At 32.4% G+C, this 24,309-nt stretch carries 21 protein-coding genes; 15 read left to right on the top strand and 6 right to left on the bottom strand.

The genetic code is table 11. The features are described from left to right. Position 1 precedes the first annotated feature (1 nt). The 6 genes from ACJAZK_RS00965 to ACJAZK_RS00940 form a co-directional block, all read right to left on the bottom strand. Positions 2 to 925 carry a LysR family transcriptional regulator gene (locus tag ACJAZK_RS00965; protein ID WP_415222163.1) on the bottom strand — a complete coding sequence of 308 codons (924 nt, stop codon included), beginning with the start codon at positions 923 to 925 and terminating at the stop codon, positions 2 to 4. A 127-nt stretch (positions 926 to 1,052) separates the two neighbouring features. Further along, a complete protein-coding gene (locus tag ACJAZK_RS00960) occupies positions 1,053 to 1,634 on the bottom strand; it encodes a hypothetical protein (RefSeq protein WP_415222162.1) in 582 nt (193 codons plus the stop codon). 76 nt (positions 1,635 to 1,710) lie between these two features. After that, a complete protein-coding gene (locus ACJAZK_RS00955) occupies positions 1,711 to 2,775 on the bottom strand; it encodes a nucleotidyltransferase family protein (protein ID WP_415222161.1) in 1,065 nt (354 codons plus the stop codon). A 43-nt stretch (positions 2,776 to 2,818) separates the two neighbouring features. Continuing rightward, positions 2,819 to 3,952: a hypothetical protein gene (locus ACJAZK_RS00950; protein WP_415222160.1), complete on the bottom strand. Its 1,134-nt coding sequence runs from the start codon at positions 3,950 to 3,952 to the stop codon at positions 2,819 to 2,821. 11 nt (positions 3,953 to 3,963) lie between these two features. Next, a complete protein-coding gene (locus ACJAZK_RS00945; RefSeq protein ID WP_415222159.1) occupies positions 3,964 to 4,125 on the bottom strand; it encodes a hypothetical protein in 162 nt (53 codons plus the stop codon). A 371-nt stretch (positions 4,126 to 4,496) separates the two neighbouring features. Continuing rightward, on the bottom strand, positions 4,497 to 8,048 hold the full coding sequence (locus tag ACJAZK_RS00940) for a T9SS type A sorting domain-containing protein (RefSeq protein ID WP_415222158.1): 3,552 nt from the start codon (positions 8,046 to 8,048) through the stop codon (positions 4,497 to 4,499). A gap of 282 nt (positions 8,049 to 8,330) precedes the next feature. On the opposite strand from ACJAZK_RS00940, the gene ACJAZK_RS00935 reads away from it, so the two are divergent. From ACJAZK_RS00935 to ACJAZK_RS00865, 15 genes are read left to right on the top strand one after another with little or no spacing between them, the layout of a single operon-like run. Next, the gene (locus ACJAZK_RS00935) at positions 8,331 to 9,407 is read left to right on the top strand and encodes a DegT/DnrJ/EryC1/StrS family aminotransferase (RefSeq protein WP_415222157.1); all 1,077 of its coding nucleotides are present in this window, start codon (positions 8,331 to 8,333) and stop codon (positions 9,405 to 9,407) included. Between the two features lie 15 nt (positions 9,408 to 9,422). After that, entirely contained in the window at positions 9,423 to 9,971 is a 549-nt protein-coding gene (locus ACJAZK_RS00930) for an acyltransferase (RefSeq protein ID WP_415222156.1), read from the top strand. Positions 9,972 to 9,977: 6 nt separating this feature from the next. Then, positions 9,978 to 11,171 carry a hypothetical protein gene (locus tag ACJAZK_RS00925; protein WP_415222155.1) on the top strand — a complete coding sequence of 398 codons (1,194 nt, stop codon included), beginning with the start codon at positions 9,978 to 9,980 and terminating at the stop codon, positions 11,169 to 11,171. Further along, complete coding sequence (locus ACJAZK_RS00920) at positions 11,168 to 12,595, top strand: lipopolysaccharide biosynthesis protein (protein ID WP_415222154.1); 1,428 nt, start codon at positions 11,168 to 11,170, stop codon at positions 12,593 to 12,595. Before ACJAZK_RS00925 ends, ACJAZK_RS00920 begins: the two co-directional genes overlap by 4 nt. Further along, a complete protein-coding gene (locus tag ACJAZK_RS00915; RefSeq protein ID WP_415222153.1) occupies positions 12,595 to 13,434 on the top strand; it encodes a hypothetical protein in 840 nt (279 codons plus the stop codon). Before ACJAZK_RS00920 ends, ACJAZK_RS00915 begins: the two co-directional genes overlap by 1 nt. After that, entirely contained in the window at positions 13,431 to 14,174 is a 744-nt protein-coding gene (locus tag ACJAZK_RS00910; protein WP_415222152.1) for a sulfotransferase domain-containing protein, read from the top strand. Before ACJAZK_RS00915 ends, ACJAZK_RS00910 begins: the two co-directional genes overlap by 4 nt. Positions 14,175 to 14,178: 4 nt before the next feature. Further along, the gene (locus ACJAZK_RS00905) at positions 14,179 to 15,141 is read left to right on the top strand and encodes a hypothetical protein (protein WP_415222151.1); all 963 of its coding nucleotides are present in this window, start codon (positions 14,179 to 14,181) and stop codon (positions 15,139 to 15,141) included. A 21-nt stretch (positions 15,142 to 15,162) separates the two neighbouring features. After that, positions 15,163 to 16,248 (top strand): glycosyltransferase family 4 protein, encoded by a 1,086-nt coding sequence (locus ACJAZK_RS00900; protein ID WP_415222150.1) that lies wholly within the window; start codon positions 15,163 to 15,165, stop codon positions 16,246 to 16,248. A 47-nt stretch (positions 16,249 to 16,295) separates the two neighbouring features. Further along, positions 16,296 to 17,573, top strand: coding sequence for an O-antigen ligase family protein (locus tag ACJAZK_RS00895; protein WP_415222149.1), 1,278 nt, complete (start codon positions 16,296 to 16,298; stop codon positions 17,571 to 17,573). After that, entirely contained in the window at positions 17,567 to 18,661 is a 1,095-nt protein-coding gene (locus ACJAZK_RS00890; RefSeq protein ID WP_415222148.1) for a glycosyltransferase family 4 protein, read from the top strand. Before ACJAZK_RS00895 ends, ACJAZK_RS00890 begins: the two co-directional genes overlap by 7 nt. Beyond that, the gene (locus tag ACJAZK_RS00885) at positions 18,654 to 19,820 is read left to right on the top strand and encodes a glycosyltransferase family 4 protein (RefSeq protein WP_415222147.1); all 1,167 of its coding nucleotides are present in this window, start codon (positions 18,654 to 18,656) and stop codon (positions 19,818 to 19,820) included. Before ACJAZK_RS00890 ends, ACJAZK_RS00885 begins: the two co-directional genes overlap by 8 nt. Further along, the gene (locus ACJAZK_RS00880) at positions 19,817 to 20,275 is read left to right on the top strand and encodes an acyltransferase (protein ID WP_415222146.1); all 459 of its coding nucleotides are present in this window, start codon (positions 19,817 to 19,819) and stop codon (positions 20,273 to 20,275) included. Before ACJAZK_RS00885 ends, ACJAZK_RS00880 begins: the two co-directional genes overlap by 4 nt. After that, positions 20,276 to 22,414 carry a bi-domain-containing oxidoreductase gene (locus ACJAZK_RS00875; protein ID WP_415222145.1) on the top strand — a complete coding sequence of 713 codons (2,139 nt, stop codon included), beginning with the start codon at positions 20,276 to 20,278 and terminating at the stop codon, positions 22,412 to 22,414. Continuing rightward, positions 22,395 to 23,609, top strand: coding sequence for a delta-aminolevulinic acid dehydratase (locus ACJAZK_RS00870; RefSeq protein WP_415222144.1), 1,215 nt, complete (start codon positions 22,395 to 22,397; stop codon positions 23,607 to 23,609). Before ACJAZK_RS00875 ends, ACJAZK_RS00870 begins: the two co-directional genes overlap by 20 nt. After that, the gene (locus ACJAZK_RS00865) at positions 23,599 to 24,297 is read left to right on the top strand and encodes a WecB/TagA/CpsF family glycosyltransferase (protein WP_415222143.1); all 699 of its coding nucleotides are present in this window, start codon (positions 23,599 to 23,601) and stop codon (positions 24,295 to 24,297) included. Before ACJAZK_RS00870 ends, ACJAZK_RS00865 begins: the two co-directional genes overlap by 11 nt. Positions 24,298 to 24,309: the final 12 nt, after the last annotated feature.

Below are 24,309 nucleotides of genomic sequence, written 5' to 3'. Positions count from 1 at the left end.
CTTAGTAATTGTTGAGCCAATTAAAATGCGTTTCTGTGATTTTTGCTTTTGATTCATTAATATGCTCTACAAAGTGTTTTGCAATGGAAGATAGGTTTTTGGATTTTAACCAGATTAAATTCCAATTAGTAATCAGAGGCAGGCCTTTCATTGGGATGATCTGTAAGTCGCCATTATTGAGTTCGTTTTTAATTCCGATGAGTGGCATAATTGAAAAACCTAAACCAGCAATTACCGCTTGTTTTAATGCTTCATTAGATTCTAACTCCATTTTTTTATAAGTAGATATTTTGTGCGAGGTTATGAAATTTTCCATTTGTTCTCGAGTAGCAGACCCTTGTTCTCTATAAATAAGGGGAATTTCTTCAAAAACGGCTTGAGACACCTTTTCTCCAGTATGTTTATATTGTTTTCCAACAATAAGATAGAGTTTATTTTCCATAAGAGGAATACTTGCTATTTTTAGGTGTTTTGGCAATACAGAGACCATGGCGAGATCAACTAAGTTGTTTTCTAATGATTTTACAACTTCAGATTTATTGGTAACATCCATAATTAAATCTACACCTTTATGATTGTTTATAAAATCGGTTAATAAGTATGGCATTACGTATTTAGCGGTTGAAACGATCGCTATTTTTAGTTTACCCGCCAACTCACCTTGAAATGATAATGCTTTATAATTTATGGCATTTACTTCGCTAAGAATATTCTCGGCAGCCAGTGCTATTTCTTCTCCAAACTCAGTGATGTATATTTTTCGTCCAACAACTTCAAATAGTGGAATATCAAATTGATCTTGAAATTTTTTTAACTGTATGGATACAGCAGGTTGAGTGAGGAATAATTCTTCTGAAGCTTTAGTAACGCTTTTGAGCTTGGCTACTTTATAAAAAATATCTAATTGATGTAATGTATAATGCATTATTTATATTTATGAATGATTAAATAAATATAAATAAAAATAAATGATTTTGAGTTTAGTTTATGTAAAAAATAAACCCAAAGACTAATTTAGTATTTGGGTTTTATAATTATTAATGTCTTGTTGCTTACAGTTTAAAAACTGCAGAAAGCATGTATTGAAAGTGATTAGTTGCATATCTTTCATTTTTATGACTGAACGCAAATTTACTGACACCTTGGAAGCTAACTCCTATGTCCGAATTTATCCAATAGATACCTCCTAAAACGAAATTAACCGATCCATTGAGCTCGTCTACAGTGAAAATTCCTAAACCACTACCTACATAAAGATTAATCCAAGGGTAATCAGGCAAGAGCTCTTCAGAGAAATAATATTTAACATATGTATTTGTAGAGAAATAAGCAAATTCTTCTGGCACTGAGCCATTATCGATAACAGATCGTGTGCTAAACTTATTCAAAGTGATATCTTGTTCTATACCAAAGTTTCTACTCCACTTGTGTTGAACAGCGAGAGCAAGAGGTTGGCTAAATTCAAACTGATCTACTCTTTTGAAAGGATTTTGAGTTCCTAAACTACCTACAGCATTGACACCAACACTTACAGTCCAAGAGGCAATATCTCTATATTGTGATTTTGATTGTTGAGAATAACAATCAAAATTAGAAAGCGAGACGAATACTATAAATAAAACTATCTTTTTCATATTTAAGGTTATGGTTTTGATCGAAAGATAAAATTTGATTGCATTACAAATAAACACCAAAGTTACTAGTTTTAAACTAAAATTTTGACTTTAAAAGCAAAAATATACGCTTATAATCATTCATAACATCTATTCGATAATCATTATTTTTTATAAAAAAAAATAATCTATTACATATCAATTTGATGAGCATTGATTTTTTCAACAGAATATCTGTTGTTTTTTTTAAAAACTTATTATTTATTCTTTTTAAAAATAGTTGAGATCTAAATGTGTTTGATGATACGGCATTAAAATCACTAAAGAAAAGATGACCAATGGATATATAGCTTGTAACAAAAGGAAGCTTAAGAAACCTCGTATCAGTTGTTGTCAAAGTTTTCATAATAATCATAGAGTCATACAGCGAACGTAGGCTCATTGAATTATAAAAATGTCCAAAATCGTTTACCTGAAAATTTAAAACAGAATGCTCAAAAAGGTTTTTACCGCAAGGTATTGAGTTCTTATTTATTGTGGTTTTATGTTTTAGAATTTCTTCATTTTCCAATACAGCTTTGTATGGTTTTGTTAGTACTTTTCTATGAATCTCTACGGCGCCAATAAAATGAGAAGGTATTAATCTTGGTAAATGCTTATCTTCAAAATAGGTAGCTCTTAATGTTTGTTTCGTGCTGTCGTAACCTTCATCTAAAAGAAGTTTATATGCGATGTGTATGTGTTGTTGTTCTACCAAAATATCAATATCTCCAACCATACGTTCTCCTGGATCTTCAAAATAGTTTCCAGCCAACAAAGCGGTTCCTTTTAATAGTGTATAATTAATATTTTTTTTGTTAAAAATATCAGTTATATGAGTTACTTGCGTCATCAAACTATGATTCCGGTTTCTATTAATATGTGTAATCTCTTTGAGGTATAGGACTAAGTCTTTGGGAAGATAGAGCAGTAAGTCTTTTTGAGATAACCTGCAATAACATGTAGGTAATACCAAATGGTCACTAGCGATGGTTACAAATTGGTCCCAATCTATTGTGGAAGACGATAATTTAAGTGTTAACTCTTCTATAGAATTTTTAAAACTTAAAATATCGGCGATAAGCTGTAGAGTCTCTCTATATGTGTTTTTTGTTGATAGCAAGTGTTTCGTTTAAAATACGCTGTCTATTGAATCCAATAATAAGTTAGTGATCAAATAGTTCGTTAAATTTACGAATAGCAAAATCATTATTACTGTAAGATAACTCATAACATGTTATTTCACTAAGCCAATTCATAAATTTAAGCGCATGTTTTTCATTTGGAGAAATCCATGAGTCTGGTATCAAGGTTTGTAATATGTTTTCTACGGAAATTGGAATTAATTCAGACCTTTTGTTCTCGTCAAACTTTACATAAACAATCGTCTTGCATTGGAAATTAGAGGTCTTATGATCTGAGCTTTGATTTTGAGGGACATACTTTAGGTTAACTTTTTTAGGACCATTAGTATGTGTTTTTAAAGAATTAAAACCTGGTATTTTTGATTCTAAAAGACTAAACGCACCTTTCTTAATTGAGATGGCACTAGGATACCGATATAAGCTCATATCTTCATACATAGGTGTAAAATCATCTGCTAATACATCGAAACCACTGGCCATTAATAGAGCGGATAAAGTGCTTTTACCATTGCCCGAGTCTCCAATAATCATAATGGATTCTTTTCCATTGGCTATGGTTGAAGCATGAAAAGTAGCTACCCAATTATCAATAATTGTTTTATGAATAGTATTGGTTAACTCTAGAGCAAATCGACCTTGTAGCAGGTGTAAATCTGTAGTTTTATAATGATCTATATAGGTGTTATTCCTAAATAAATAGAGGTGATTTTGGTTTTTAAAGATATGAAATTCTCTGAAATTAGTTGATATGACAGGTGTTTGATGATGCGCTATTTGGGGATGAATTATACTCTGTATTAAGGGCGTTTCAAAATTCACTTGTATTACCGTAGTATTAAATTTATAACACGTTACACAATTTACTTTGGGTATAATAATACGGTTGAGAGGTTCTGTTTTTTTTTGTGTGTGTGCATTTGAATCTATAAGGAAGCTCGAAATTTCATCAAAAAGGTCTTGACATTTTGAATCTTCAAGTTGCAGAGAGATCTTTAACTGATCAACAAATAAATTACGGGTGTCTTGTTTAATATAGATACCAATTAGTCTCCAGATACTATTAGATACTATAACATATCTATTAGATGCTTTAAACCAAAGGAGAAAAGTATCATTAATATGACGAACGTGCTTAGGCGCTAAATTCGTTTTCAAAATAAAAGGTATTAGTCAAATGGGTTTCCTCCTGGATCAGTAGGTGAGGTCGCATGAGCTTTCTTTGGGTTGAGAATAAGAAACGTACCCATTGCAGTAAGTGCAGCGTACTTACCCATCTTTTTCATGGCTTCTTTACGAGTGATTTGATCTTGAGGACTATTTCTTTTCATTATATAAAAATATAGGGTTCAAAAGTAAGTAAAAATTTAGAATTTAAAAATGTTATCTGTTTAATTTTGATTACAAATCTTGTAATAATCGGCTATGGTGCTAATTATTAGTTATTATTCACAAATTCAATTCTATACACAACTACTTAGTGGAGACAAGGTTGCGTATTTTTTTGATTAATACTATTAAAATAGTAGTTAAAAGTCAATTTATGTGGACTGTTAATAACCTTATGCTTTGAATTTTGGATGAGTATTCACACTGTATTTATGATGTATAAATCGCCTATTAATTGTGTTCTTTTAAGTCAATAATAAAAAAACGTATTCTGTAAAGAATACGTTTTTAAATAATTTTTTATACGGTGTTATTATTTGATAACCACTTTTTTAGATTTTTGTTGTAGTCCATTATTTAATTTAACAATATAAATGCCAGATGTAAATCCTGAGATATCAATTTGATTAGAGTTTCGTGAAGTATCTAATTTAGAGTTTAAGATCATTCGACCTTGAATATCATAAATTTCAACTGTGGTATTGTTCTCAAGTGCTCCTTTTATAAATAAGGTCTTAGGCGTTTTCGTTGTGTAAATTTGAATAGTTTCGAAGTCGTTTTCTGAAGTTGATAAGGCATCTGCAGTAAACCTTAAGAAGAAACGTCCTGTTCCTGTCAAGTTCGTACTCGGAGTGAAAACATATTCCGAAGTATTTAATAAAGTAAACGTATTAGTTAACGTGTCTTCTAAATATACCTCAATGCCTTCTGGTATATCCATTTCTAAAATGCGTATCGTTAGTTGTTCGCCTTGATTAGCATTAACTCCTAAAGGAATAACGACAGTGTTTAAAGCACTGTAATTAACAGACTGTACTGCTAAATCTAAGCCTAAGTTATCAGCGACTAAGTGTGAAAATATAGCAAACTCTGGTGCTTGACCTTGGAACATTCCAGAGTCGTAACCTGAATCCATTCCTAAGGATGCATTGTCATTGAAATAAACGTCTGTTCTAAAGGCATCAGTATCACTAGTCATTTCAAGTTTTACATGTGCGAGATCAACGTCGCTAACTCGTCCTACAACAAAGTCATCTGTAGTTCCTATAGAACGGGATGCAGCATCAAAAATGATGGTGCCGCCTCCAGCTTTGGAAGTGACCAAAAATCCTTGACCTGGCGCAATCACTGCTGATGGGTTAGCATCAGAATAGGCTTGATTCCAAATTGTAAATCCGTCTGTTGCTGAGCCATCATAGCCATAAACGCCAGAATTTGAAGCGCTAAATTCACTGTTATTATCTGATAAGAAGTCTGAAAGCTTAATATAGGAAGGGTAAGGATTACCAATTAAATTAAAATCAGTTCCGGTGCCTACCGCTATTGGGACTAATTTAGTTGTGGTTTCTACATTACCAACAAATCTAAATGTAGATCCTGTTGCCGCTGTAGAGGCTGTTCTATATCCAATACCAGCTTCAATAAGAGAACCGTCGTCTGCTGTTGTGTAATTGATATAATCGTTAGTGTCTTTATCAAAAGGGCCAAACAAGAACGAAGGTACACCATCAATTGTTCCTGATGGTAGGTCTGGATTGGCAGTTCTAAATGCTAAAAATGTTTGATTGGTATTTGTAACTGGTGCTGCAATTAAATCATTCCTCCCTGTAGAAGAACCCGTATCGGCTAATTGATTAACATGGCGATTATAAATTATTTCTCCTTGAGAAGTATTTGCAACTAAACTAGAATAGGACGTAGAAACCGAATTTAATTCAAGAGTTCCATTACTTATTAAATCACTATTTATAGTTAGAGATTGTGTAGCAGGAATTTCAACTTGAGCTCCAGAATTAATTATAAAATTATTTACCTGAACATTAGAGTTTACAATATAGATCCCATCAACAACCAATGCGTCTTGAGCGCCAGTTGAAGGACTTGGTGATTCATTGTTTGCCCAACCATCTGAATCGTAGTAGATTAAGCCTTCAAAAGTGCTAGCAACTCTAAAATTATCAAAACCTGAGAATCCAGTTAAAAGATTGTTCCTAACCCTTAATTCTAGTGCTACATTGCTTATGCTATTTGATATGTCTATATGAACCGAACCTTGATCAGACTCAATAGGTCCGTCACCATTTAATAAGTATACAATCGGTTGTGCAACGCCATCTAGAATTAAAGTGTAATACACATCACTATTATTTTCAACATAACCTTCAATATCCCAATCAAATGTGACTTGAACATTATTAAAAGTTGAAATATCTAAAGTAGCAAAAGTTATAGTAGCGAAACCAGACACACCATTTCCTTCATCATTTAGATCATTCTCACCCAAGATATTTCCAGATAAAAATTCATAATCCAAAGGTAGCGCACCGGCAATATCAATAATGTCAAAATAACCATCAGTTCCCCAACCATTTTGAAAAAAAGTAACATCACTAGTATAGGTCCATTCTGGTGAAGAACCCTCAAAATCTTGGAGTGCTATATTGAGAAGTGGCCCAATAATATCAAAAACACTACTAGCTGTAAAAAAACTATTACTAAACGTAAAAAGATTTATTCCAGTGTTTTGATTTGAATAAACTATAGAGTCTAATACGGCATATCCATTTACGAAAGTATAAGTAAGAGGTGAACCAACTAAGGTTCCTGCGGATGTTACTACAGTTATATCAAGATTATAATCTAAATCAGTATTATCGTTATTATCTAAGGCCCAAATTGTTGGGTAAGGTGTCATAATTTCAAACTGATTGTTATTGGTTGGTTGCTGATCGAAAACAATTTTTGAAGCTATAACCTCAATTCTATTATCGTCACCAGCTATAGGTGTGTCTGCTCCTCCAGCATTTGCATTTGTAAAAAGAGAACTACCTGTTCCTGGCGTTGATGCTAAATCAACACTTAATTGTATCTGTTCATTGTCTGTAACAATCGATTTAAATGTGGCATATACGGCAAAAGTTTTTGTGGCGTCATCATTAGCTATTAACGTAGTTAAGCCACTAAAAGCTGCTAAGGGTCCAACTGTAGTTATTTCTGACACATTAGTTGTACCATCAAAAATTGCAAGTGCAGCAATTGATTGATTATTAGAAACTGCAAACTGAATATCGGTAAGGTTGGTGCCGTCAATATCAGTATCTGTGCCAATAGCTCCGCCATCTCTTATTGAAAATTCTCCAATCTGCAGAGCGTTGGAAGTGGTTAATCCAGATGTTACATTAAATGTACTATAATTGATATTATCTGTTGGATCAAAAGCGGTAGCAATTATATCAGATTCATTACTATTACCAGAACCTGCAACGGTACTTCCTTTAACCCGTATTCCTGGGTCTGCTATTCCTAATGCGCCAGCCCAAGCAGGCTGTCCAGTGATACGTAGCCAGCCACCACTGCTATTTGCTGCCCAAGCATATAATCTAAAAGTTATGGTGCCATTTGTTCCGGAAGAAATACTTAATCCAGAAAAATTGAATTCAAAACTACTAGTCGCAGGCATAGTTTGAGGTGATGATATAGCTATTCCAGCAGTTGCAAAGTTATCTAAACTGTAAAAAATTTGCCATGAACTAGGACCATTTCCATGACGTCTTAGTCTAATATCAAATTCATCAACAGTGACATCAAAATTTGTAGTTGGGGAAACAAACCACTCCATATAATCATTAGCAGCTGCAGCAGAAGCTTGATCGGTACCATCCCAATTTCTTGAAGTAAAATCTGTACTAGATGTACTTTGGTTTACGCCAGAGCCTCGTGTTAATCCCAAGGATGAAACAGATGTTGCATTTCCAGTAGCTGTAGGACCAATTATATTTGGTCTATCAACTGTGACAATAGTAGACTGACTAAAACCGGAAGCGAATAAAAAAAATGCGATTAGGGATAAGTAGATGTTTTTCATAACATTAAAAATTAAATTTCGTTTCTTAAAACCACTTACGTTTATATATGATTATAAGTGAATTGAGGGAAGGGACAAAGATAGTAAAAGATATGTGTGATAAGATTAATTATATGTTTATTAGTGGACGAAATGATCTAAACCTTAGTCTTTTTTATATAAATTAGGCTTATTTCTTAATTGATTGGGTTATAAATAGTTTTATTATCGTTAGTTACCCAATCAGATTTAGAATATATTTGCGAGTTTGAATGTGTTAATTCTGATTTTTTAGAAAAATTTATGATAAATGTTACCAAGACTTTTCTTCCGCCAAAAGAAGGATACAAAAAGTATATTGATCAAATATGGGAAAATAAATGGTTGACTAATAATGGTGACTTATTAATCGAATTAGCACAAAGGCTGAAAGACCATTTGGGTGTGAATTATATCATACCAATGACAAATGGAACGTTACCGATTCAAATAGCATTAAATGCATTTGCAGATCAAGGAGAAGTGATTACAACACCGTTTTCCTATGTTGCCACTACATCTAGCATTGTGTGGGAAAAATGCACACCAGTTTTTGTTGATATACATCCTGAGTTTTTGACTATTGACGAAACCAAAATTGAAGAAGCCATAACTAAGAATACTACGGCTATTTTAGTGACTCACGTTTATGGAAATCCTTGTGATGTTGAAACTATCGAGGTAATTGCTAAAAAGCATAGTTTAAAAGTTATTTATGACGCTGCACATTGTTTTGGAGTGACTTATAAAGGCCAGTCTATTTTTAATTATGGTGATGTAAGTGTATGTAGTTTCCACGCGACAAAACTATTTCATACAGGGGAAGGCGGTGCGTTATTTTGCCAAAATAAGGAGGTCTTCGATGAAATGTATTACAGACATAATTTTGGTCATGACGGTCCTTTGAAATTTCATGGTATTGGCATCAACTCAAAAATGAGTGAACTTCAAGCCGCTATGGGTTTGAGTGTTTTACCTTATATGGGTGAGATTATTACTGACAGGAAACGTGTTTGTGATTTGTATGATTCTATTTTGGACTTTAGTAAGCTTAGTAAGCTAAAAATCAGAACACATACTCAATGGAATTATTGCTATTACCCTATTATTTTAGATTCTGAAAAAACATTATTGAAAGTTGAAAAAGCATTGAATGATAACGAAATTTATCCTAGGCGTTATTTCTATCCTAGTCTTTCATCGTTGTCTTATGTTAAAAATACTACTAATTTAATTGTTTCTGACGCGATTGCTCCACGAGTTTTATGTTTACCATTATATTATGGTTTAGAAGATAATGATGTAAATAAAATTTCAGATTTAATTAATTTTAATATCTAGTTCAAAATGGGTTTTTTGACTACAAATCAGCTTAATAGTATTGGTTTTAAGGCTATTGGACACAATGTTTTAATATCTGATAAAGCTTCGATTTATAATCCTGAGTTGATACAAATAGGTTCTAACGTGCGAATAGATGATTTCTGTTTACTTTCAGGAGAAATTACGTTACACAATTACATTCATATTTCTGCTTACTCTGCGTTATATGGTAAGTTTGGTATTGAATTACATGATTATACAGGACTTTCACCAAGAACAACAGTATTTAGTGGGTCGGATGATTTTTCTGGCGAATATATGATAAGCCCTATGGTTCCTATAGAACTCACTAATATTCAAGGGGGAAAAGTGATTTTACAAAAGTACTCTCAAGTTGGTTCTGGCTCTATTGTCATGCCAGATTTAAAGATTGCAGAAGGATCAATTGTTGGAGCTATGTCTTTTCTTAAAACTTCCACGGAGCCTTGGGGAATTTATCATGGATGTCCTGCGAAATTTTTTAAGAAAAGAGATAAGAATATAATTGATCTAAGTAAAAAGCTGAATAAATTCAAAAATTGAACTTAGTTGGAAAATACAACCAAGAAAATATATTATATCTCAACGAGAGATGTGAGAAAAAACAGAGCTGATGCAGTTCATATAATGTTAACTTGTCAATCTTTTTCCAATAATGGAATTAATGTTGAGTTAATTACTCCATCTGTTAAGAGAGATGAATATGTTGTCGATAAGTCCTCAGTTTTTTCACTTTATGGTATCGATAAACCAAATTTCAGTTTCACCGAATTAAAGACTAAAATTTCTGAAATTAATGAAAAAAAGACAAAACCGTTTAGGATAGTATTTGAGAAGTTTAAAGCATATTCTCATTTTTGTATTAGAAATAGAAAGGAATTAAAATCTGATAAAGTAATTGTATATAGTAAGTGTTACATATCTACTTTGCCATTTATAGTTTTTAAAACTCTAGGTTTAATAAAACCAAAAATTGTTTTTGAAGCTATTACACCTAAAAACTCTTTGCTACATAGAATAATATACAAGAAGAGTGATAAAATAATTAGTCATTTAAAGTTTGTTACTAAAGATATTATAGCGTTTGCAAAAGTTACTGAAGATAAAATATTTGAGCCAGCTTTTTTTACACAAACAAAAGCAGTAGATGAAATTAAAGCAAGTAAGTTAGAATTAAGAAAAGAACTTAAATTAAAGCCATATGAAACGTATGTGTTATATGCTGGAAAAGCTGGTGAAAAAGTAAAGCAAGTTCAATATTTTATTGAAGCTGCTTCAAAGATTCCATCATTAACCTTTTTAATTGTTGGTGCAAATAATAAGGGTATTAAAGCCTTTGATAAAATCAAGTCAGAAAAATTTATTAATAATCTTGAGGTTTATCCTTTTCAACCTTTAGTAGATTATTACAAATTTGTCTTAGCATCAGATATACTCATTGGGTATTATCCTCCAACACATCACAATAAGTATCATTTATCTCCTGGTAAATCAGGCATTTATTTTGCTAGTAAAAATCCTTGTGTTTTTTCAGATTTACCATCATTGAGATCTTTGTTTCCTGAAGGTGTTGCATTCTATGCTGAATCTGATAATGTTCGTAGTTTAGTTGCTACTATAAATGATGTCAATAGAAATGAGGTTTTAGCTAAAGAAGTAGCCAATAATGCTTATGATTTTGCTTCAAAAAGTAGTTATGATCGTTTTGCAGATAGTATAATTCATTTTATATATTCGACTTGAAAACTAAAGCAAAAATAATAAAAGGAGGTTTTTATCTTACCATTGTTAATGTGCTGTCCCAGTTATTAGCCATAGTGGTCAATATTGTCTTAGCTCGTCTATTATTACCAGAAGATTTTGGCTTGGTTGCTTTAACAATGACCTTTATTGGATTTATTACTTTGTTTACAAATATGGGTTTTGGCTCATCTATTATCCATGAAAACGAGACTAATCAAAAGCAACTATCATCAATTTACTGGCTAAATTACGCATTGTCCATTGCGTCATTTCTTGTTATTATTTCAACCTCACAATATGCTGCCAGTTTTTTTAATGAACCAAAATTAATAGCTATAGTGCTTGTAGCTGCAATTAATATTTTACTAAATCCATTTTATATAGTTCAATACAAGCTTTTAGAAAGAGATTTAGAATTTAGAACAATTAGTAAAATTAATCTATCTGGTACGCTTATAGGTTCTATTGCTGCTATAATCGGTGCCTATTTAGGATTAGGTGTTTATGCACTTATACTTCAGTCTTTAGTATCTTCAATTGTGAGATTAGTTTTAATTTTATTCTATAAAAGATGGTTTCCAAATTTCCATTTTAATTTCAAGGAAATAAAACATATGATATGGTATTCTTTAAAGTTTAAAGCCTCAAATATGGCTATGTACTTTGAAAGAAATATAGATTATTTAATTTTAGGTAAATTTTTTACAAGTATAATTCTTGGGTATTATGCGTTTGCTTATAATATTATGTACACTCCTGTAAAGCGTATCTCTTATGTCTTTAGTGAAGTTTTGTTTCCTTCATTTTCTTCATTTAAGAATGATAAAGAAAAGATTATCAATGGCTATTTTAAGTCGGTTAATTTAGTTGCTTTGGTGTCAATTCCTGCAATGACTATTCTAGCATTTAATGCAGAATTAATTATTCAAACAGTTTTTGGTCAAAAGTGGGATGGAGCTATTCCAATTGTAAGAATTCTTTGTTTTGCTGGAGCAATTCAATCTATTAGTCAGTTTGGAGGAGTGATTTTTGCAAGTGTAGGAAAACCTGAAGTAACGCTTTATGTATCTATTGGTAGAACAATTTTAACAGTATTAGCAATAGTTATAGGCGTTCAATATGGCGTATTATGGGTGGCGTATCTACTAGTTATCGCAAAAGCATTATCGTTTATACTATTTTTATTAGTGTTGAATTACTATATTCCGTTTTCAATAAAACAGTTATTTGTTAGCTTGAAGGGACCATTAGTTTCCTTGGTTAGTTTAAGTGCTTTTTATATTTTATTTTATTTTAACTGTCTAATTGTTAGTACATGGGGGCTTTTGTTAATTATGCTTGCTGTTGCGCTTATAGTATTATTTATATTTCACAAAAGTACCATTATTGGAATTTTAAAAGTTTTAAAAGAAAAGAGTAAATAATGGCTTCAAAACAGCAATTTGTGATAATCAAAAAATACGATGGTAAACTCAATCTTGTTAATGAGTTAGCTCGATTAATAGAACGAAACTATTCAGAACTGTTTCATTCAGTCATTGTTCATGGCAGTGTAGCAACGAATGAAGTGATACCTTATAGTGATTTTGATGGATTGTTAATAGTGAGAGATGATTTTGTTACTTCTAAACGTCTCCAGAAATTTAAATCTGAATCCATGAAATTAATTTTAGAATTCGATCCATTGCAACATCATGGATGGTTTCAGATTAAAGAAAGTAAATTGAATAATTATCCTGAAAGTTATCTACCTGTAACAACTCTAGAGCATTCAAAACTGATCTACCCAATTGTAGATAGTTTGAGTTTTCATTTGAAAATTTCAGACAACATAGATTATAAACGTAGTTTGGTTGGGATTTTAACCCAATTCGAAAAACGAATTCAAAACAATTGGAAACCTAGTAATATCTTTGAATTAAAAAGTATTTTGAGTCAAATTATGTTAATTCCGTGTCTTTATTATTCGGCAATTTATAATAGAGGAATTTTTAAAAGAGAAAGCTTTGAAGCAGTTAAAATCAATTTTACTGAGCAAGAATGGAAACCCATTAAAATTGCATCGCAAGTTAGAAAAGATTGGGATAAAGAGCTGAATTTTTTTCAATCATTTTTGCTAAAACAAACAAACACATTATTGCGAAAAATTATTAGGAAATATGTTGCACCGAGAATAAACTCAAAAACTAAAGAGAAGTTAAACTCTGAGTTTTATTCAAATTTAAATAAACTAATCCAAAAAATTAAAATAGAGATACAATGACATATGCTTTCGTTACAGGAATGGGAAGATCTGGAACAAAATTTTTAGGATCATTTTTAGCAATAGATACTAATGCTTATTCTACTCATGAATATATTGGTAATAGAGAATATTGGCTCGTTTCATGGTACTTAGGTAGTGAGTATTCTAAAGTAATACTTAAAAAAGCTAAGACTAAAATAGAATCTGAAATTAGTCAAGATATTTTTGTAGATGTTAATGGCTACTTAGCTGATAGTACTGAGAGCTTGAAAGAAGTTTTTGAGAATTCTAAGGTTTTTCATTTGGTTAGAAATCCTAAAATGGTGGTGCCATCTTTAATGATTAGAAGAGATGATAAAGGGATACACAAAATACCTAAAACACAACGAGAAATAGAACTTTGGACTAAAATGAGCAAACTAGAACAGGTATGTTTTAATTGGGTTCAAACCACAGAAGATTTATTAAAGTCTGATGCCGAACTTTTACTTTTTGAAAGCTTAATTAAAGATTATAACTATTTGTCTGAAAAAGTGCTGTCTCCATTAAATTTAAACATAAGCCAAGAGCAATATGATGACTTTAGGTCTAATAAAATAAACAAAACTAGAGGTTGGTTATATAGATATTTGTATGCTAAATACAAAGGGAAAGGACAAATAAGTAAAACTATTACTTTTGATGATTTTGATAAAAAACAACGTGAACAATTTTATTCTATTTGTGGTGCAACTATGGGAAAATTAGGTTACAAATAATATTATGACATTAAAATTTATAGATCATCCGATTAAGATTTCAGATTCTCAGTATGATGTACTTAAAACTAAACTAGTAAAGCAACTACTGTTAAATAAGGCCGTGAAGAGTGTCTATCAAATGGGTTCTGTAAAAGACCCTGGAATATCAGACTTGGATATCATTTGTATTTTTAAAAATAATTCAGAATGTCGAATTAATTTAAGAAAAGATCTATCTATTGGCGAAAAGAAGATTCTAACTCATGGTATTTTTGGATTAGAAGAACGGGATTTAAAACAAACCATATCATACAATTTACTATCAAATCTTCAATTTCTTGGGGGAGAAAACCTAAATCTAAAAGTAAATGAAGACAATTTTAATCAGGATCTTAGAGCCCAAATAGCTCTTGAGTATATGATAAAAATGTTTATTACTTTAGATACACAATCCAAATTGGGAATAGTAAAACTTCGATCTTTTTTATTATTAGGAAAAGCAATTATGTTTGATTTGGAGTTGTTAGAAATAAAAGATGGAAAACTTTTTGACTTAGTCAACAAGGTTTTACATTACAGGAATATTTGGTATATTGATAAGCCTCAAAAAAAAGAACTTCAAGATCTAATTCTAAATTTTTATTCTGCCTTAGAAAGTGTGTTAATAAATAGCTTAGAAAAAAGAGGTTTTTATTTGCCTAACAGCAATATTAGTTTGCCTGGTGGTTTTGAGATTTTAAGAGGAGAATCTTTTCAAAAAAACCATAGAGGCATAGTCTTACCTAGTATGTTTCAATTTATAGGGAAGAAATACATAAATTTGCAATATCGATTGAATAAATTTACCTACCAAATTCCTTTTAAAATTCCTAATAGCGATACCTTTTTATACGATAGGTTTAAATTTAGTGAACAAATGGTGAAGAAAAATCGAAGGTCTTTTCCTTCATTTATTTCAGTTACTTCTAGTTTGTCAATATATTAACCGTATGAATAAGAATATTTGATGAAAATTTTACATTGTATAAATAGTCCAAATATTGGTGGTATCGAGCGATTGGTAATTGAGCTTGCCATAGAACAAAAAAGGCAAGGTATTGATGTTTCGATATTGTTGAATACTGAAAAAGGGCAATATTTTGAGTACTTACTGACTCAAAATATTCCTATTTTAGAGTCTGGTATTAAAGGCGGTTTAGATATAAGTGTAACAACTTGTAAGGCGCTGAGGAAAAAGTTTAATACTTTTCAGATTATTCATTTACATAGTTTTTCTCCTATTAGAAATATGGCAGCTAAAGTCTCTAAGGCGAAAGTTGTTTACACTATTCATGGTCTATCCAAAGATGTACGTAAAGAGAATGTGGTAAAATATGCATTTAGAGAAGCCATAAAAAAAAGATGGCTTAATAAAGTGGACTATTTTATTGCAAATTCTGAATCCACATTATCGAAAGCCAAGCTACACTACGGATTAGAAAAAACGAGACACAAAGCTATTTTAAATGGGATTTCAATAAAATCTTTATCACCTACCGATTTATTAGATAGGGAAACAGAATTTACAATCGGTATGGTCTCTAGGTTTACACCCAGAAAACGCATTGAAAGACTGCTAAATGCTTTCGATTTATTCCTTAAAAAGGGATTAAATGGACGCTTAATATTGGTGGGAGATGGTATTAACTTTAATGATATTAAGCAGCAAGTAGAACTAATGAATTTGGAACATGTTGTTGATTTTGTTGGTTATACCAATGACGTAAATGGTTACTATAAGCAATTCCATATTTGTGTTCAACCTTCCGATAATGAGGGTTTTGGTTTAGTAGCGGTAGAAGCCTATCTTCATGGGCTGCCAATGTTGGCTTTTAATGATTCAGGTGGTTTAATGGAAGTTGTTGCCCCATTAGAACCAAATAATATAGTTAAAAACGAAGTTGAATTAGCAGAGCGATTAAGTTACTATTTCCATAATAAACAGCTTATTGCAGATAATTCAAAAAGTAGAATCGCTTATGCGACTAAAAACTTTTGTATTGAACGAATGGAAAGAGATTATTTTGAAATATATCAAGAACTGGTAAAATAATGATTAAATTATTGAGCAAAGTAAGAACTAAATTTAAAGTGTAAAAGGTGTCTAACATAGTAATAAATAGCGATTGGAATAAAAAAAATTACAAAAAATGGTTTTCAACACGACCTCTTAATTATAAGTGGATGTTGTTAGTTATTTTTGTATTTCCAATGTTTGCTGCCACATGGGAAATGAAGAAATCTTCTGGGTTTTCACCACTCCAATTACTAGGTTTGCTTGTGTTTGCTTTTGGATTTATGTCTATTATTAGGAAAAAATCGACAGCACCTAATCTAATCTTTACGTTTTATTTGTTTTTATTTCTTTTAGTTTCTAATTTATTGCTCGTTTTTGGCTACGAAGGAACTATTGCTCAGTTTGGGGATACGATTAGAACTATATTACCATTTTTGTTGTTTTTTTATTTCAGAAAACATATAAATTCTATGTTAGATTTAGAAGGATTTTTAATCACTTTTTTGATCGCTTCAATTTTTCCTATTGGCACATTGTATTACGAAATTTTATTTGACCCTATAAGAGAAGTATACAATACCGAGTCTAGAGGAGGAGGTTTAAGATTAAGTGGGTTTTATGCAGATTTGTTTGGCTATATGAGTCATTTAATCTGTGGATTTATCAGCTACTGTTACTTTTATATCAAGAATATCGATAAAAGAAAAAAAAGCTTTGTGTTTAGTAATTTAGGGTTCCTTGTTGTACTCCTAATTTGTTTAGTAGGAATTTATAATTTAAGACACCAGGCATCTTGGGCTGTTTCATTAGCGTTACTTTTGATTTTTGTGCACTTCATTAGAAAGAAAGTATCGTTCTTTCAACTTATGGTTTTCTTATTTATAATGCTTGGTGTAGGCTTTTATTTTTATACTGAAATTTTTAGTACATTATTTGCTAAAGATATCAATGTCTACCAAGGAAATGCAAAAGATTCTGCAGCTTTAAACGGTCGAGTTTATATTTGGAAGAAGTATTATGCTTTTTGGGAAAATTTTGGCGTTATAGCACAATGGCTAGGGTCGGGAATTGCACAGCATGAAAAATCAAGAGTTATGATGGGAGGAGGGATGCATAATGATTATGTAAGGTTATTCTTTTCAACAGGTATCATTGGCCTTTTATGTTATTTGTCTTTTCTTTTTTATCTATTGAAAAATACCCTTAAAATAAAAATGGCAGAAATGAAATATTTAATGTTAGGATCTGTAATGGTTATTATAATGTACAGTATTAGTTCGTTACCGTTGTTGGCTTCTGGTGCTATGATGTACTTTTTAATGGCTATTATATCACAAACAAATAAAAAGTTCTTATGTTAAAGATATTGTGGTTAGCTCCTAATTTTAATCATTACAAAGCACGTTTTTTGAATCACTTAGCAACTGAGAATGATGTGAGTCTCACTATTTTGTCTGGTACAGGCAGAGATCAAATGGGAGACCACGAATTAGAGGAAGATTGGAATTTTAAACAGATTAAACTTAATGTAACTAAAAAGGATTTTGGTAAGTCTAAAATAGTGAAAGAAGCAATAAAACCCATTTTCAAAGATTTTTATTGGATTTTAATACCTGCGGAAAAAAAGAATCTACCACTTTTCTTATTCGCTTTAAAGTTAAGAAAAGAGCATAAATCTGTACGCCTTTTTTCATACAACCATGCGCAGTTAAAGTCAAATAATGGTATATCAGGTTTTTTGGATCATAGATTAACAAAATTCTTCAATAAACAATTGGATCGTGTGGTTTATTATACGGAGGATGCATGTACACAAGCAAAAAGCAATAAATTAATAACATCAAATAAAGCCTTTTGGGCCAATAATACCATTGATAATACAGAAATTGAAGCAAATTATAAGTTTCAACTTCCGCCAGAAAATCAGATGACACTTTTGTTTATTGGTCGACTGATTCCTTCAAAACGTGTTGCTGATGTAATCTTATATTATAAGTTGCTCAAAGAGAGATTTCAAAATATTAAATTAGAAATTATTGGTGATGGTCCAGATAATGCGGTTGTCAAAGATTCTTTAAATAATGATTCAAGTATTATATGGCATGGAACTTTAGTCGATGAATCTAAAATAGCTCCCATTATGAACAGGTCGAGCTTAGTTTTTATACCAGGGCTTTCTGGATTATCTATTAATCATGCTTTTGCCTACGGAAGACCATATCTAACTTTGCAAGCAGATAAGCATGGGCCAGAAATAAGCTATTTGAAAAGTGGTGAGAATGGATATCTTCTTAAAGATAATCTTGAATTTGCTATAAATACAATTTCCAGCTTAATAGAGAATAAAGAGATGTTGCATGAGTTTTGCGAAAATGCAAGGCAAACAGGAGTGCAACTTTCGGTGCAAAAATGGGTGGAACAAATAAAATTTAGTTTGTTACATGAGTAGTAAAAAGTCAAAAATATTATTTATTGGTCCAACACCACCTCCTTATTCTGGACCAGAATTGAGTATGCAACAGTTTTTGGGATCAAGCCTATTGAATGATGCATTTGAAATAGAATTTTTGAAAACAAATTTCAGAACGGATAATACAAAAAAAGGAAAATTAGATGTTTCAATGATTACAAACTTTTTTGTTTTCTTTTCAAAGCTACTTAGGTTATTAGTTTTTATTAGACCTAAGTGTGTTTATTATCCTATAACACCAACGCAAATAGGTTGGATTGGTAGAGACGTTTGGACGATACTGTTAAGTAAATTTTTTGGTGCCAAAGTGATCATCCATCTACGAGGAAGTCATTTTAAATTAAACTTTCAGCAGTTTAATACTATAATTAAAAGGCTCGTTGGTTTTAGTTTAAAACGAGTAGATTGTGGTATTGTACAAGCTAATTACCTCAAAAACCAATTTGAACCTTATCTAGATGCTTCAAAAATGACCGTGCTTTATCAAGCTATGGATATTGAACAATATTCTAATGACAATGAAGTTGAGATAGAAAAAGGAAAAATATTAGTTATGGGACATATGACTAAAGCTAAAGGCTATACTGATATTTTAAAAATAATTCCTGACCTTTGTAGAGAGTTTCCCTTTATAACATTTTACTTTGCAGGAAATATTAGAAAAGGTGAACGAGGTGTATTTTATAACCAATATACTGGTGAAAAAATAGAGTATGAAGATCCTTTTGAAGCAGAAGATGAAATTTTGAATTCAGAATTTAAAGATTATTATAAAAATCTTGGAGTTATAAGTGGTGATGATAAAATGAAGCATTTGCAATCAACAGATGTGTTTTTAACAGCATCATATTCTGAAGGTTTTTCGAGATCCTTACTAGAAGCAATGGCTATTGGTAAGCCTGTTGCTTTTACACCAGTTGGAGCACATCGTGAAGTGTTTGAAAATGGTATTCATGGGTATTCTTTTATTCCAGGAGAATTAAATCAAATGAAAACCGCGATAAAGAGCTTACTAAATAATGAAAATAGACATTTAGAAATAGGCTTGACAAATAGACAATATGTAGTTTCAAATTTTTCAATCGAGACGATAGCAGATAATTTTAAAACCATAATTTTAAAAACACTTGCATCATGAAAACAATTATTAGAAAGATGGTGCATTATTTTGGGAATATCCTCAGATTTTTCCACATGTCTTTTCTCAAAGCATCTGGTGCGAAGATTGGTGAAAATACTATGATTAGCTTAGGCGCTAAGATTGATGTAAGACGAGGTAAGGTTACCATCGGTGATCACTGCCTAATTACTCATGGATGCTATATTTTATCTCACGATGGAGCGGCACATGTACTAAATCCAGATGATAATGGTGCTGGTTATGTAACCATTGGGAATCATGTATTTATTGGTGTCAATACCGTAGTGATGAGAAATGTTACCATTGGAGATCATGCTATTATTGGAGCAGGTTCAGTAGTTAATAAGGATATTCCGGAAGGCGCTGTCGCTGCTGGTAACCCAGTTAAAATTATTAAACAAATAGAAAAACCTTATAGGTCTTTACCAAAGGTGCATAAAAAAGTAGATTAAATGCAACAACTCACACAAAAGCTAGGTTCTGGCGATATGATTATACAAGAGGTGCCTTATCCACAATTAGGAAAAGGGATGGTCATCGTTAAAAATCACTATTCTATAATTAGTGCAGGAACTGAGGGGTCTACAGTTGTAGCCGCTAGAAAAAGCTTAATTGGTAAAGCAAAAGAACGTCCGCAACAGGTAAAGCAAGTGATGGATACGCTTAAAAAGCAAGGGCCAATTCAAACGTATAGAGCAGTCATGAAAAAACTAGATGCCTATTCGCCTTTAGGGTATAGTTGTGCTGGAGAAGTAATTGAAGTTGGAGAAGGGGTTACAGAATTTGAAGTAGGAGATAAAGTAGCTTGTGCTGGAGCTGGATACGCTAATCATGCTGAAATTGTATCAGTGCCCATCAACCTTTGCGTTAAATTAGATACGAATACCAACTTAAAAGATGCAGCCTATAATACTTTAGGCGCCATATCTATGCAAGGTGTTCGGCAAGCAGATCTTCGTTTAGGAGAATCTTGTGTGGTTATCGGTTTAGGCTTGCTGGGTCAATTAGCGGCATTAATATTAAAAGCGTCAGGCGTTACCGTTATAGGCGTTGATATTTCTGAAGCCGCAGTAAAACAAGCCATTGCTAATAACGCAGTAGATTTAGGATTGACCCGAAATGCCGCTGGAATCGAAGAACAAATCCAAAGCGCCACCAACGGTTATGGCGCAGATGCAGTCATTATTGCTGCGGCGACCTCTAGTTTAGACCCTATCAATTTTGCAGGAGCTATGGCGCGAAAAAAAGGAAAAGTTATCGTTTTAGGTGCTGTACCCACAGGCTTTGATCGTGATCCATTTTGGTATCGTAAAGAATTAGAATTGAAGATGGCGTGTTCTTATGGTCCTGGACGTTATGATTTGAACTACGAAGAAAAAGGAATTGATTATCCATTGCCCTATGTGCGTTGGACCGAAAAGCGAAACATGGAAGCGTTTCAAAATTTAATCGCTACCAGTCGCATCAATATTGAGTATTTAACCACACATGAGTTTGAGTTTGAAGATGCAAAATCAGCTTTTGATTTAGTCGTTTCTAAAACGGAACCTTTTACTGGAATCGCTTTAAAATATGATACTCAAAAAGCGGCTTTAAAAACTAAGATTTCTACTTCGGAAATCGAAAAACTAGGAAAAATCAACATTTCATTTATAGGTGCAGGAAGCTATGCGCAAGGAAATTTATTGCCAAATATCCCTGACACAGATGAGGTTGGTCGCATAGGTGTATTAACCAATACAGGAACGACTTCGAAGCGAGTGGCTGAGAAATTTAACTTTCAGTTTTGCGCTACAGAAGAAGCAGATGTGTTAGACGATAAAACAAATACGGTATTTGTGGCGACACGTCACGACTCTCATGGCCCCTACGTTCTAAAAAGCTTAGAGGCCAATAAAAATGTATTTGTTGAGAAGCCTTTATGTCTTTTGGAAACAGAATTGGACGCTATAATCGAAGCACAAGCAACCGCTAATAAAGCCGTTATGGTTGGGTTTAATAGACGATTTTCTCCACTCACTAAGAAATTAAAAAAAGCGATTGGAGATCATCCAATGACCATGTTGTATCGTATTAATGCAGGTGCTATTCCTGGAGATAATTGGATTCAGGATTTAGAAATAGGAGGTGGGCGCGTGTTAGGCGAGGTGTGTCACTTTATTGATTACCTAACCTATCTCAACGGAAGCTTACCAACTAAAGTGTCTGCTACGGCATTACCAGATGCACATCAATTAAATGATACCTTAAATATCTTGATTCAGTTTGAAAACGGATCATCTGGTGTTGTGGGGTATTATGCTAACGGATCAAAATCTATGACTAAGGAGTATGTAGAGGTGTTCTCTGCAGGAGTATCTGCAACACTTAATGATTTTAAAGAGTTGAAAATCTATGGAAAAGGGACACCTAAAAAAGAGAAACCTTTCAATCAAAATAAAGGCCAAAAAGAAATGGTGATTGCTTTTGTCAACGGATTATTATCTGACGGAAAAGCACCAATCCCTTTTGAGGAAGTTATTGCAGTGACTAAAGCCTCTTTTAAAGTGTTAGAATCTATAAAACGTGGCGGTGAGCAAGTTGACATCTAAAATAGACAACAGTTTTTTAAAACTCAAATCGTATTGCGAAGCCGAAAACTATAAAGGTTGGGATCCTTATGATGGGATGAACTCAAAGGTTTTTCAAGCATTGCCTTTCAAGCATTGGGATTTAGCAAGATTAGCTTGGATTCAAGGGTTTAAGCGAAGTCCAATAAATTTCAGAAAACTGTTGTTAGTGCCTAAAGAGCATAATGCTAAAGGTGTTGCCTTATTTTTATTAGGCTATTGTAAATTATATCAATTAGCTCAAAGTGGTTGTGAGGATTTTGGTACAAAAGAAGCGTTGCTTAATAAAGTAAAAGAAGTCACTTCGTTGTTGTTAAGTCTAAGGTCAAAAGGATATTCTAATTCCTGTTGGGGTTATAACTTTGATTGGCAAGCAAGACGTTTGTTTTTGTTTGAAAAACACACACCAACCGTTGTAGCAACTTGTTTTAGTGTTGAGGCTTTGTTAGAAAGTTACGAGATTACTAAAGATAATTCGGTTTTAAAAGAAACATTATCAGCAGCAGATTTCGTGACACAGGATTTGTCAAGGACACAACACGACAAAGGGATTATCTTTTCGTATAGTATCAAAGATGGGAATAATACGGTAATTAATGCGTCATTATTAGGTGCTAAGATTTTAAGTTACTCCTATAAATACACAAAAAATCAGGAGCATGCAGATTTGGCTAAACAAGCCATTATAGCAGCCTGTGATTTACAGGAAGCAGATGGTTCTTGGGTATACGGTTTATTGGCAGTGCAGTCTTGGAAAGATAGTTTTCATACAGGATTTAATCTCGATGCCATTGAAACCTATCAGCAAAATACTGGAGATTTTACATTTCAGAGTTATGTAAAAAAAGGTACCGATTATTATCTAAAGCATTTTTTTGAGGCCAATGGGATGCCAAAATATTATCATAATAAAACCTATCCTATAGACATTCATTGTCCTGCTCAAGTTATTGTGACGTTGTCAAAATTAAATGTGTTTAAAGACAATGAACATGTATTGACTCAAGTCTTGGATTGGACAGTAGCCAATATGCAACATAAAAAAGGCTATTTTTACTATCAGTTAAAAAGAGGGGTGAGTTCAAAAATATCATATATGAGGTGGAGTAATGCATTTATGTTTAATGCGATGGCTCATTATGTATTAGAAACGAAATCAACGATCCATGGAAGCTAAATCACTAAATGGAGTGATGACTTTTGCTCCAACATCTAGAACAGAATTGATGCAGTATGCTTTTGATAACCATAAGATTATGGTCGCGGTAAATGCTGAAAAAATACTACATGCTACAGATGACAGTCGATCGCTTATTAATAGAAACCTTGGCTATCCAGATGGTATTGGAGCCGTTTGGGCACTTCAAAAAAAAGGGGCTGCCAATGTGGTCAAAATTCCGGGTTGTGAGCTTTGGCTGGATGTCGTTTCAAATTACTATACGACAAAATCATTTTATTTAGTAGGTGGACAACAGGACATCATTGAAGCAACAGTTAATCAATTAAAATCTGAATTTGAAGGGATTAACATTTGTAACTATAGAAACGGTTATATCAAAACCGAAGCGGAAGAATTAACTTTAATTGCCGATATTAAAAAACACAGTCCAGATGTTGTTTTCATTGCCATGGGTTCACCAAAACAGGAAGATTTAATGGAACGCATTCAAAAATCGCATCAAGCAGTCTATCAAGGTTTGGGTGGAAGCTTTGATGTCTATACAGGTCATGTTAAACGGGCGCCAAAATGGTGGGTGACTCATAATATGGAATGGACGTATAGATTACTCAGTCAGCCATCAAGAATAAAGCGTCAAATTCACTTAGTAAGATTTTTCGTTAACTTGCATTTAAATCGGTATTAATCGGTTTTCAAT

Source organism: Psychroserpens sp. (assembly GCF_047633235.1).
In the GTDB taxonomy this organism is placed as follows: domain Bacteria; phylum Bacteroidota; class Bacteroidia; order Flavobacteriales; family Flavobacteriaceae; genus Psychroserpens.
This window is presented reverse-complemented; position numbering and strand designations above follow the sequence as displayed.